Genomic DNA, 12,138 nt, shown 5'->3' on the forward strand with positions numbered 1-12,138 from the left:
GGATTTATCAAGCGGTGACAGCTCCTTAACCTTCAGCGCTGTCATTCAGGGCGAAGGTTACATAGAATACGGGCGTCGAATACTCACTCGGTTCTGCTATTCACCGACAGCGATCCAAACCGGCCAGAGACAGCACTTTGACCATCGTTTTCCGATACCTTGCCCGCCAGACCATGATCAGCATGCTTGCCGTTTCCGGTATTCTTTTGCTGGTATTCATGAGTGGCCGGTTCATCAAGTATCTGGCCGACGCGGCGGCCGGGGAGCTGGCAGCAGATGTGCTGTTCCAGATCATGGGGTACCGCTTTCCTGGCTTTCTGGAACTGATCCTGCCCCTGGGGTTTTTCATCGGCATTCTGCTGGCCTATGGCCGCATGTATCTCGAGAGCGAGATGACGGTGCTGTTTGCCTGCGGTATGAGCGACCGGCAAATTCTGGGCAAAACCCTGCTGGCCAGTATTCCGGTGATGTTGGTGGTCGGGGCCATGAGCCTGTTCGTGTCGCCCTGGGGCATGAAACAGGTCGAGAATATTTTCAACGAGCAACGTAAGGCCACTGAGTTCGAGATGCTGGCGCCCGGTCGTTTCCAGGATCTTGAATCCGGTGGTCGCGTCACCTACACCGAGAGTCTGAGTGACGACAAGCGGGTATTGGAGGGCGTATTCATTGCCGAATATGGTGATGATGGCCTGACGATCATCACCGCCGATTTCGGCTCCCAGTTGATTGATCAGAAAACTGGTAGCCGGTTCCTGATTCTGGAGGAGGGTGGTCGGTTCCAGGGGTTACCGGGTCAACTGGAATACCAGATTACCGGGTTCGATGCGTACGGCCTGAAAATCCAGAGCGGCGGCGGTCGAGACAAGGAGCTGGAAGAGGGACTCAGCACCCTGGATCTTATGAAGTCGGATAATCTTGAGGATCGGGCACTTCTGCACTGGCGCTTTACCCTGCCATTGATCGTTCCGATTGTGACCCTGCTGGCGGTGCGCCTGAGCCGGGTAAACCCCCGCCAGGGGCGGTTTTTCCACCTGCTACCGGCGATGCTGGTGTACATCACTTATCTGGGCCTGTTGATTGTCGCCCGCGACGCGCTGGCGGACGGCAAAGTGCCGGAATGGATCGGTCTGCTCTGGGTGCATCTGTTGTTCCTGGGCTTGGGCTTGTGGTTGCAGTTCGGTCCCGCCTGGCTTTACCGGCGACGGCTGACGAAGGAGGTACGCGCCCGTGCGTAAGATTGATCAGTACGTCATGCGGACGGTCGGCGGTGCCATGTTCCTGGTGATGGTGGTGGTGCTGTCGCTGGATCTGATTTTCGGCTTCATCGCCGAGCTGGAAGATGCCCGCAACGATTACCAGACGCTGCAGGCGCTCTGGTACGTGTTCATGACCTTGCCCAGGCGTATCTACGACTATTTGCCGCTGGGTGCGTTCATGGGTTGCCTGGTAGGGCTCGGCGCCATGGCGAGTTCGTCAGAGCTGACGGTTATCCGGGCCGCTGGCGTGTCGCTCAAACGCATTGTCTGGTCGGCGATGAAGCCGGCTCTGGTGGTGGTGCTGATTGGCCTGGTGGTCGGCGAGTATGTGGCACCGCCGGCGGAGCGCATGGCCCAGAGCCAGAAAGCGGTCGAGCAGGGCGCAGGTACCAATATTGCGTCTGCCTCCGGTATATGGCACCGGGAGGGCGAAGTGTTCATGCACTTGAACGCGGTCAGCCCCGAGGGTGATCTTCGGGGCGTATCGTTGTTCCGTTTTGATGACGAGCGTTGGATGCTGTCGGCCAGTTTTGCCGAGCAGGCGACCTACCAGGGAGATCACTGGCAACTGGAAAATGTCGCCACAACAGTGATCGGTGATGAGCAGTTAACCCAGGAAACGCAGGATACCCTGCGCTGGGAAACCGGGCTCTCACCGGCGGTGCTGAGCGTGCTCATTGTCAAACCCGAAAACCTGCCGATGACAGGGCTGTATACCTACGCCAGCTACCTGGATGATCAGGGGCTGAGTTCTGCGAACTACTGGCTCGCGTTCTGGAAGAAAGTGCTGATGCCGGTGGGCACGGCGGTCATGGTGCTGGTGGCTATTTCGTTCATCTTTGGCCCGCTGCGATCGGTCACCATGGGTTTTCGAGTGTTCACGGGCCTGATCGTGGGACTGCTTTTCAAGTACATGCAGGATCTGCTGGGTCCCATGAGCCTGGTGTTCGGTTTTAACCCGGTGTTAGCCATTGTGCTGCCGATTGCCATCAACGCAGCCGTTGGCGCTATGCTGATGCGGCGGGCAGGCTGACGCTCAGTTTTTCTCGGGTTTGGGAACCTGGACGACCACGCTGTCAGAGAGCCGGTCGGTGACCGACAGACCGTTGATCGGCCAGAACAGCGCCAGCATGGCAGGCACGGTGATGATCAGGGTGATCCCCCCCAGGTAGTAGGAAGCCAGCAGGGTGAGAAAGAACACCGCGGCGGCAGACGCATAGCGCCACAGCGCCTGGCTCCAGGTCACCGGACTGCCATCGAGGTTCTCGATGCGGATTCGCCAGACTTGCATGGCCAGCGTTTGCCCGGTGCGTGTCCAGAAGTAGGCGAAGAACACGTACAGCACCAGAAACAGCACAAAGGTCAGCAGCGGATCCCCACCCAATGCCCCGCTCTCCGCCATCTGCTCATAGCGATCCCACCCGGTTATCCAGCCGGCGAGCATGGTGTAGATCCAGGTCGCTACCAGAAGCACCGCAATGCAGATCAACCCGTCGTAAATAATGGCCAGCAGTCGTTTGATAAACGTTGCGGGGGGCAGCAGTTCCTCGGCGTCATGGAAGCGTCGGGGCATGGGGTCTCCTGTGATGTTTCACGTTTTTCCTGTTCTCGGCGTGTGCTAGAGTAGCGGATTTGCACACGCATGTAAGCATGTGTTCTCAATCATGGACCCGGTCGGGTTTATAGAAGGGTATCAAAGGGCTATGAAAACCGCAGAGTTGCGACAGGCGTTTCTGGACTATTTCAAACAGCAGGGCCATGCCATTGTTCCGAGCAGTTCGCTGGTGCCGGCAGATGACCCGACCCTGTTGTTCACCAACGCCGGGATGAACCAGTTCAAGGATCTGTTTCTGGGCCGTGAAGAGCGTGACTACACCCGTGCGACCACGTCGCAGAAATGCGTGCGGGCCGGAGGCAAACACAATGACCTTGAGAATGTCGGTTATACCGCCCGCCATCACACCTTTTTCGAAATGCTCGGCAACTTCAGCTTCGGGGACTACTTCAAGCGTGAAGCCATCAATTATGCCTGGACGTTCCTGACCGGTGAGGAGTGGCTCAGGCTACCCAAAGAAAAGTTGTGGGTAACGGTCTACGCGTCGGATGACGAAGCCTACGATATCTGGAACAAGGAAATCGGGGTGCCCGCCGACCGCATTGTGCGTATCGGTGATAACAAGGGTGCACCCTACGCTTCCGACAACTTCTGGCAAATGGGCGATACCGGTCCCTGCGGCCCCTGCACCGAAATTTTCTTTGATCACGGTCCGGACGTGGCCGGTGGCCCTCCCGGCAGCCCGGAGGAAGACGGCGACCGTTACATCGAGATCTGGAACGTGGTGTTCATGCAGTACAACCGCACCGCCGACGGCGAAATGCTGAACCTGCCCAAGCCTTCGGTGGATACCGGCATGGGGCTCGAGCGGATCACTGCGGTACTGCAGGGTGTGCACAGCAACTACGAAATCGATCTGATGCAGGACCTGCTCAAGGCCGCCTCGACCATTCTGGGGGGCGTTGCGACAACCGAGGCCTCATTGCGAGTGGTGGCAGATCACATCCGTTCCTGCGCCTTCCTGATCTCCGACGGAGTGATGCCGTCGAATGAGGGGCGGGGTTTCGTGCTGCGCCGTATCATTCGCCGCGCGGCCCGTCATGGCAACAAGCTGGGCGCCAAGGATGCCTTCTTCCACAGATTAACCGGCGCTCTGGTCGAGCTGATGGGTGACGCTTACCCGCAGCTGGTCAGCAGTCGCAAGCAGATTGAAAAGGTACTGCTGCAGGAAGAGGAGCAGTTTGCCAAGACGCTCGACAAGGGCCTGCGTTTGCTGGAGCAGGACATTGCCGACCTCAAAGGCGATGTGATCCCGGGCGACACCGTCTTCACCCTTTACGACACCTATGGCTTCCCGGTGGACCTGACCAATGACATCGCCCGTGAGCGCGGCCTGTCTCTGGATTACGAAGGCTACGAGAAAGCCATGGAGGCCCAGCGCGAACGGGCCCGTGCTGCCAGCAAATTCGGTATTGATTACAACGCCGCCGGGCTCAGCATTGCCGGCAAGACTGAATTCACCGGGTACGATCATGTGGATGGGCACGAGGCCATTCGCACGGTGATCGTGGGTGACCAGGAAAAAACGGCAGAAGCGGGCGACGAAGCGGTCGTGGTGCTTGCGCGTACGCCTTTCTATGCCGAGTCCGGCGGCCAGGTGGGCGATACCGGCCTGCTGACCTGGAGTGGCGGCCGGTTCCAGGTAACCGATACCCGCAAGGAGGGTGACAACCATCTTCATATCGGCACGGTGTTGGAGGGTGAGCTGTTCTCCGGGTTGGAAGTGGATGCCCGCATTGATCATGCGCGCCGCGAGCGTACCAAGCGCAACCACTCCGCGACCCACCTGATGCATGCGGCCCTGCGCAAGGTGCTCGGTGAGCATGTGAGTCAGAAGGGGTCCCTGGTGGACCCTGACAAGCTGCGTTTTGATTTCTCCCACTTCGAGGCGGTCACGCCCGAGCAGCTCAAGGAGATCGAGCGCCAGGTCAATGAGCAGGTTCTGGCCAATACTCCGGTGCAGACCGAAATCACCGACATGGAGCAGGCCCAGGCCAAAGGTGCGATGGCGCTGTTCGGTGAAAAATACGGTGACACCGTGCGGGTGTTGAGCATGGGCGCCGATAGCTATTCTGTTGAACTGTGTGGCGGTACCCATGTGGCCCGTACTGGCGACATCGGGCTGTTCCGCATCACCTCCGAAAGTGGCATTTCAGCCGGTGTTCGCCGTATTGAGGCGGTGACCGGTTTTGGCGCCATGGAGTGGGTGGATCAGACCGAACAGACCTTGCGCGACGCCGCGAAGCTGGTCAAGGGAAGCCGCGAGACGCTGGTTGAGAAGGTGCAGCAGACCATTGAGCGGAGCCGCCAGCTTGAGAAAGAGATTAGCGGCCTGAAAGCGAAGCTGGCCAGCTCGGCCGGTACTGACCTGGCCGCATCCGCCGCCGAAATCGGCGGTCTGAAAGTGGTTGCGTCCGAACTTGAGGGCGCCGATCGCCAGGCGTTGATGGAAACCGCCGATCAGCTCAAGAACAAGCTGGGCCAAGGTGTGGTCGTGCTCGCCAGCGTTGAGGATGGCAAGGTGACGCTGGTGGCCGGTGTGACCAAGTCGGCCACCGGCCGGATTAAGGCGGGCGATCTGATGAAACATCTGGCCGCCCAGGTGGATGGTAAGGGTGGTGGTCGTCCTGATATGGCTCAGGGCGGTGGTAATGATCCCTCGAAGCTTGCTGAGGCGCTGGCGGGTGTGCCGGCCTGGGTCGAAAAAAATATTGCATGAGCAACTGTTTTGACGGTGGGCTGACGTTTATAATCCCGCCGTTTGATTTTTAACCGGCGGGGCGTTGCTCCGCCATTGTCCCATTCTGGATTCCGGGAAGAAAATGGCTCTGTTGGTTCAGAAATTCGGTGGTACATCGGTAGGGACTACCGAGCGTATTCAGGCCGTGGCCGAGAAAGTGTGTCGCTTCCGCCGCGAAGGGCATGATGTCGTGGTGGTGGTCTCTGCCATGAGCGGTGAGACCAATCGTCTGATCGCGCTGGCAAATGACATTATGGAAGAGCCCACGCCCCGGGAAATGGACGTGCTGGTCTCAACCGGTGAGCAGGTCACCATAGCGTTACTGTCGATGGCGCTGCAGAAGCTGGGGTGCAGTGCCCGCTCCTACACCGGGTCGCAAGTACGCATTGTGACCGACAGTTCGCACACCAAGGCGCGCATCAAGCAGATCGATGAGCAGCGCATGCGGGAGGATCTGGATGCAGGCCGGGTTGTGGTGGTGGCAGGCTTTCAGGGCATTGATGAGAGTGGCAACATCACCACCCTCGGACGTGGCGGCTCGGACACTACCGCTGTTGCTCTGGCAGCGGCGCTGAAAGCCGACGAATGCCAGATTTACACCGACGTGGATGGTGTTTACACCACCGATCCGCGGGTCGTGGACACCGCACGCCGTCTGGACCGGATTACCTTTGAAGAAATGCTGGAAATGGCCAGTCTTGGCTCGAAGGTGCTGCAGATCCGCTCTGTCGAATTTGCAGGTAAGTACAATGTTCCGTTAAGGGTGCTCTCCAGCTTCCAGGATGGTGAAGGTACCCTGATTACTCTTGAGGATGATAACGCCATGGAACAACCGGTCGTCTCCGGCATCGCTTTCAACCGCGACGAAGCCAAAGTCACTATTTCCGGCGTGCCTGATACACCGGGCAGCGCTTTGCGTATACTGAAGCCGGTCAGCGATGCAAACATCGAAGTGGACATGATCGTTCAGAACGTCGGCGAGGATAACCGGACGTCGTTCACCTTCACCGTTCACCGTAATGACTTCAAGCGCGCGAAAGAAGTGCTCCAGGGCGTGGCGGACGAATTGGGTGCCCGCGAGGTGAGTGGCGACAGCAAGATTGCCAAGGTCAGTATTGTCGGTGTTGGTATGCGTTCACACGCAGGTGTGGCCACCAAGATGTTTGAAGCGCTGTCCAATGAGGGTATAAATATTCAGATGATCTCCACATCGGAAATCAAGATTTCCGTGGTGATCGATGAGAAGTATCTCGAGCTGGCGGTTCGTGCGCTCCACAGTGCCTTCGAACTGGACAAGCCCGGGGTGGAGCAAGCCTGATCACGCGGCGTACAGGTCGGTTCGCGCAGGTTTTGGTAAAAAGGGTGTCATTTGCTGCGCCTTTGGCGCCTTGTTCCCGTATAAGGGAATGTGCGTGTTTTGCGCGGTTAGTGACCCCACTATAAAACAAAGAAGTACATTATTTTCGGAACAGGTAGCTCTGAATAAGGGAGAACAGGATATGTTGATTTTGACTCGCCGTGTTGGCGAAACTCTGATGGTGGGTGACGACATTACCGTTACCGTACTGGGAGTGAAGGGGAATCAGGTGCGTATCGGCGTGAACGCCCCGAAGGAAGTCGCAGTGCACCGCGAAGAGATTTATCAGCGTATTCAGAGTGAAAAAGACTCTGAGGGCCCCGAGCCCGGTAACAGCTGAGAAGCCTGAAAAGCCGTTCACGGGAGACCTGAACGGCTTTTTTTATGTCGGGCTGAAATGAGCTGGAAAAATCTCGTGTCAACCCTATGAAAACAGAAAAATTATGGTAGTATACGCCCCGTTCTCAAGGAGAGGTGGGTGAGTGGCTGAAACCAGTTCCCTGCTAAGGAACCGTACGAGCAATCGTACCGAGGGTTCGAATCCCTCCCTCTCCGCCATTTTCCATCAAGGAATTGCGAGAGCCGGTTGGGTTGGCAACCAACCAGAGCGAAATGATGCGCGGCTGTAGCTCAGCTGGATAGAGTACCTGGCTACGAACCAGGCGGTCGGAGGTTCGAATCCTCCCAGCCGCGCCAATTTCGCCCCAAGTTTAAGCGGCTGTAGCTCAGCTGGATAGAGTACCTGGCTACGAACCAGGCGGTCGGAGGTTCGAATCCTCCCAGCCGCGCCATATCAAATGAAAAACCCCGCTTTGAGCGGGGTTTTTTGTTTCTCTGGTTACCACATCAAGTCATCCGGAATCTCATAACCCGCATACGGGTCGTCCTCACCCACATCATCCTTCTGTCGGTCGTGCAGAACCACCACCGCGCTCTCATCACGCTCCTGAATCTTGCGCGCCACGCCTTCCGCCACAATTTCATACTGATCATTCACGAACACGATGGCCAGGCGGCCCCGTGACAGCTGGTCCACCATCTTGTCATCCACAAAAAGCTTCTTGATCTTCTTGTCGTGAACAAACTGATAGGACGTCTCGCCCCGCGACCGATCCAGGCGGTTGGTGTCCACCAGCTGGCGAATCTGGGCCTGGATCCCCTTTTTCTGGGCCTGCTGCTGGCGCTCAAGGTTCAGCTGCCGGTCACGTTCGGCTTTCTCTTCTCGGGCCTTGCGCGCGCGCTCCTCCGCCTCGTTGACCTGTACCGTGCCTTTGGGCTGCTGTTTGCGCTGTTTCCGTTTTTCGCTGCGAATGGCCTTGGCTTTTTTCTCGTCTGCCAGCCCGGCCTTCATCAACTGATCCTGAAGTGATGCCATCTACGACTCCGTAAATTGTTGCTATCTCGAATGCGCTGATAGGGTAGTATACGCGGACTGCCAACTCCGCCATAACCAGCGTTATTCATTTCAGGATTTTCTGTCTATGTCTTCCTTTAACCAGCTTGGTCTGTCTCAGGCCATGGTCTCCAATCTTTCGCAGCTGGGTTTCACGCAGCCAACGCCCATTCAGGCCCAGGCCCTGCCACCAACGCTCTCCGGGAAAGACGTCATCGCCATGGCGCAAACGGGCAGTGGTAAAACCGCCGCGTTCGGCATCGGTCTGATCGAGAGGCTCAACCCAAGGCATTTCGCTGTCCAGGGGCTGGTGCTCTGTCCCACCCGTGAGCTGGCGGATCAGGTTGCGAAGGCGCTGCGGGAGCTGGCGCGGGCGCAGGCCAACGTCAAGGTGCTGACACTGTGTGGCGGCGTTGCCATCGGCCCCCAGATCGGCTCACTCAGCCATGGCGCGCACATTGTTGTGGGCACCCCGGGTCGGATCCAGGACCACCTGCGCAAAGGTACGTTAACGCTGGAGTCCCTAAAGACATTGGTGCTCGATGAGGCGGACCGGATGCTGGATATGGGGTTCCAGGACGCGGTGGAGGGCATCATTGCCCAGGTGCCTTCCCGTCGCCAGACGCTGATGTTTTCCGCCACCTGGCCCGAGAGTATCCGCACTCTGAGTGAGCGTTATCAGTCCACTCCGGTGGATATTCGCGTGGAAGCGCACGAAGAAAAGCCGGATATTCGCGAAATATTCTACGAAATTGAGCCAGGACGACAGGCGGACGCACTGGCGGCGGTGGTGTCGGACCTGCAGCCCGCATCCTGCATTGCTTTCTGCACCACCAAGCAGCAGTGCGATGAGCTGGCGGCCGACCTTGAGAGTCGCGGCTTTTCCGCGTTGGCACTGCACGGAGATCTGGAGCAGAAGGACCGGGACAGCGTGCTGGTGCGTTTCGGCAACCAGAGTTGTGCGATTCTCGTGGCCACCGATGTGGCGGCCCGCGGTCTGGACATCAAGTCGCTGCCGCTGGTGGTCAATGTTGAGCCGGCCCGTGATCCGGAGGTACACACCCACCGGGTGGGGCGCACCGGTCGTGCCGGTGAAACCGGCAATGCGGTGACCTTCTGCACGCCGTCCCAGGGCCACAAGATCTCACGGTTGGAGTCTCAACGGGATCAGCGGGTGCAATGGGGAGATGCGCAGGCGCTGCTCGCCACGTCGGATAAACCGGTGAAGCCTTCAATGCGGACGCTGTGTATCTCTGGTGGTCGCAAGGACAAGGTCCGCCCCGGCGACGTGCTGGGCGCGCTGACGGGGGAGGCGGGGCTGCCCGGTAAGCTGATTGGCAAGATTGACCTGTTTGATTTTCAGTGCTTCGTGGCGGTTGACCGCAGTGTCGCTGCCGAGGCGCTCGGCAGGCTGGAGAATGGCCGCATCAAAGGCCGTAAAATGCGCGTCCGATATGCCTGAATGATCCGGCGGCTGAGGCCTGCAGCCTGTTGTCATTGAGGGTCGCTTGCCTCGGAAAGCGCGTATAGTAATTCGCATTCAGGTTGCTCGACGCGACCTAAAACGGTAAATTACGCATGATTTTGCCTCCCGAACTGAGTTTCAGGCCAGTAAGACCAAAGTTGCAGTGGGCCTGGGGTGTAAATCGGGGTAAATCAAATAACTCAATACAGGTAGCTGTTCGTTATGAATGAGCTGATGTCACAAGCCGTTGATCTGATGATTGCAGGCATGGGATTCGTGTTCGTGTTCCTGATCATTCTGGTTTTCGCAACCGGTGCCATGTCCAAGATCATCTCGCGGTTTGCGCCAGAGCCGGCAACCCCGGCGAAAACGCCACGTGCCAAGCCCAAGGCTCCCACGTCGGTTGACCCCGACACGGCGGAAGCCATCAAGAAGGCGATTGCACAATTCCGGTCACGCCACAAGAAGTGACCTGGCTGACGTATTAGAACCTTTAAACAGAAGGCTGACACGATGACTGACACAAAGAAACCGCTGGGGATTACGGACGTTATCCTGCGTGACGCCCACCAGTCCCTGCTTGCCACCCGCATGCGGCTTGATGACATGCTGCCCATTGCCGAGAAACTCGACAAAGTCGGTTTCTGGTCTCTGGAATCCTGGGGTGGAGCTACCTTTGACTCCTGTATTCGTTACCTGGGCGAAGACCCCTGGGAGCGTATCCGCGAACTGAAAAAAGCCATGCCCAACACCCAGCAACAGATGCTTCTGCGCGGTCAGAACCTGTTGGGTTATCGTCATTACGCGGACGATGTGGTAGATCGTTTCTGTGAGCGTGCCGCCGAGAACGGCGTGGACGTATTCCGTATCTTTGATGCCATGAACGATCCCCGTAACCTGGATCGCGCCATCAAGGCTGTTCGCAAGACCGGCAAGCATGCCCAGGGCACCATCGCCTACACGACCAGCCCGGTGCACACCATCGAGATGTGGGTAGAGCTGGCGAAGGAAGTCGCCGACATGGGCGCGGATTCTATCGCGATCAAGGACATGGCGGGTATTCTCAAGCCCTACGTGGCTTTTGACCTTGTCAGCCGTTTGAAGAAAGAGCTGGATATTCCCATCCACATGCAGTGTCACGCCACCACGGGCATGTCGACCGCCACCGCCATCAAGGCGGCGGAAGCCGGTATTGATAACGTCGATACCGCCATCTCTTCCATGAGCATGACCTACGGTCATTCGCCCACCGAGGCTGTGGTTGCGATTCTGGAAGGTACTGACCGTGATACCGGCCTCGACCTGAACCTGCTGGAAGAAATTGCCAGCTACTTCCGTGAAGTTCGCAAGAAGTACGCCAGATTTGAAGGCAGCCTCAGAGGCACGGATTCTCGCATCCTGATTGCCCAGGTGCCCGGCGGCATGCTGACCAACATGGAAAACCAGCTGCGTGAGCAGAACGCCAGTGACAAGTTCGACCAGGTGTTGGATGAGATCCCGAAGGTTCGCGAAGACCTGGGCTTCATCCCGCTGGTTACCCCGACTTCCCAGATTGTGGGTACCCAGGCGGTACTGAACGTGCTGACCGGCGAACGCTACAAGTCCATCTCCAAGGAAACCTCAGCCATCCTGAAAGGCGAGTACGGTGCTGCCCCGGCGGCGATGAACAAGGAGCTTCAGGAGCGTGTTCTGGACGGCAAAGAGCCTGTTACCTGCCGTCCGGCGGACCTGCTCGAGCCGGAAATGGACAAGCTGACCGACGAGCTCAAGAAGCTGGCCGAAGAGAAAGGCATCAAACTGGCTGACAACACCGTAGACGACGTACTGACCTACGCGCTGTTCCCGCAGATTGGCCTCAAATTCCTCGAGAACCGCAATAACCCTGATGCGTTCGAGCCGGTTCCGACCGCCGGAAGCAGTGCTCCGGCTACCAAGGCGGACGGCCCTGAGACGTACACAGTGGAAGTGAATGGCAAGAAGTTCGTGGTTGCCGTTTCCGAAGGTGGCGAAATCACCCAGATCCAGGGTGAGGGTGGTGCAGCGTCTGCGCCGGCAGCCTCTTCAGCTCCTGCTCCAGCTGCTGGTGAGGGCGAGCCTGTGCTTGCGCCGCTGGGCGGTAACATCTTCAAGGTGCTGGTTTCACCGGGGGATACCGTGGAAGAGGGCGAAGTGATGATTATCCTCGAGGCCATGAAAATGGAAACCGAGGTTCGCGCACCGAAAGCCGGTACGATCGGTGAAGTCTTCATCAAGGTCGGTGATGCCGTCTCCCCTGATGATGAAATGCTGACAATCGCATAAGGGCCAGCATT

The 12,138-nt window shown here is 58.0% G+C and carries 10 protein-coding genes and 3 tRNA genes; 11 read left to right on the forward strand and 2 right to left on the reverse strand.

Annotation, left to right across the window (positions count from 1 at the left end; all coding sequences use genetic code 11):
• Positions 1–137 precede the first annotated feature (137 nt).
• Entirely contained in the window at positions 138–1,235 is a 1,098-nt protein-coding gene (lptF, locus tag MLC70_RS13060; protein WP_248184433.1) for an LPS export ABC transporter permease LptF, read from the forward strand.
• Entirely contained in the window at positions 1,228–2,289 is a 1,062-nt protein-coding gene (gene lptG / locus MLC70_RS13065; protein ID WP_248184435.1) for an LPS export ABC transporter permease LptG, read from the forward strand. The genes lptF and lptG overlap by 8 nt, the downstream gene beginning before the upstream one ends.
• A 3-nt stretch (positions 2,290–2,292) precedes the next feature.
• Here the strand turns inward: lptG and MLC70_RS13070 are convergent, their stop codons facing one another.
• Entirely contained in the window at positions 2,293–2,829 is a 537-nt protein-coding gene (locus tag MLC70_RS13070; protein WP_248184437.1) for an RDD family protein, read from the reverse strand.
• Between the two features lie 130 nt (positions 2,830–2,959).
• On the opposite strand from MLC70_RS13070, the gene alaS reads away from it, so the two are divergent.
• The 6 genes from alaS (at position 2,960) to MLC70_RS13100 (ending at position 7,759) form a co-directional block, all read left to right on the forward strand.
• Entirely contained in the window at positions 2,960–5,590 is a 2,631-nt protein-coding gene (alaS, locus tag MLC70_RS13075; protein ID WP_248184440.1) for an alanine--tRNA ligase, read from the forward strand.
• A 103-nt stretch (positions 5,591–5,693) separates the two neighbouring features.
• A complete protein-coding gene (locus MLC70_RS13080) occupies positions 5,694–6,929 on the forward strand; it encodes an aspartate kinase (protein WP_248184441.1) in 1,236 nt (411 codons plus the stop codon).
• A gap of 181 nt (positions 6,930–7,110) precedes the next feature.
• The gene (gene csrA / locus MLC70_RS13085; protein WP_248184444.1) at positions 7,111–7,308 is read left to right on the forward strand and encodes a carbon storage regulator CsrA; all 198 of its coding nucleotides are present in this window, start codon (positions 7,111–7,113) and stop codon (positions 7,306–7,308) included.
• Between the two features lie 128 nt (positions 7,309–7,436).
• A tRNA-Ser gene (locus MLC70_RS13090) sits at positions 7,437–7,526 on the forward strand.
• A 61-nt stretch (positions 7,527–7,587) separates the two neighbouring features.
• A tRNA-Arg gene (locus tag MLC70_RS13095) sits at positions 7,588–7,664 on the forward strand.
• Between the two features lie 18 nt (positions 7,665–7,682).
• A tRNA-Arg gene (locus tag MLC70_RS13100) sits at positions 7,683–7,759 on the forward strand.
• Positions 7,760–7,806: 47 nt separating this feature from the next.
• Here MLC70_RS13100 and MLC70_RS13105 read toward each other — a convergent pair.
• A complete protein-coding gene (locus tag MLC70_RS13105) occupies positions 7,807–8,343 on the reverse strand; it encodes a DUF2058 domain-containing protein (RefSeq protein WP_248184445.1) in 537 nt (178 codons plus the stop codon).
• A gap of 106 nt (positions 8,344–8,449) precedes the next feature.
• On the opposite strand from MLC70_RS13105, the gene dbpA reads away from it, so the two are divergent.
• The 3 genes from dbpA to oadA all read left to right on the forward strand — a co-directional run bounded on the left by dbpA (position 8,450) and on the right by oadA (position 12,127).
• A complete protein-coding gene (gene dbpA / locus MLC70_RS13110) occupies positions 8,450–9,823 on the forward strand; it encodes an ATP-dependent RNA helicase DbpA (RefSeq protein WP_248184447.1) in 1,374 nt (457 codons plus the stop codon).
• 225 nt (positions 9,824–10,048) lie between these two features.
• Entirely contained in the window at positions 10,049–10,297 is a 249-nt protein-coding gene (locus MLC70_RS13115) for an OadG family protein (protein ID WP_248184449.1), read from the forward strand.
• Positions 10,298–10,339: 42 nt separating this feature from the next.
• A complete protein-coding gene (gene oadA / locus MLC70_RS13120) occupies positions 10,340–12,127 on the forward strand; it encodes a sodium-extruding oxaloacetate decarboxylase subunit alpha (RefSeq protein ID WP_248184451.1) in 1,788 nt (595 codons plus the stop codon).
• Positions 12,128–12,138: the final 11 nt, after the last annotated feature.

It is taken from the genome of Marinobacter goseongensis (assembly GCF_023156235.1).
Lineage (GTDB): Bacteria > Pseudomonadota > Gammaproteobacteria > Pseudomonadales > Oleiphilaceae > Marinobacter > Marinobacter goseongensis.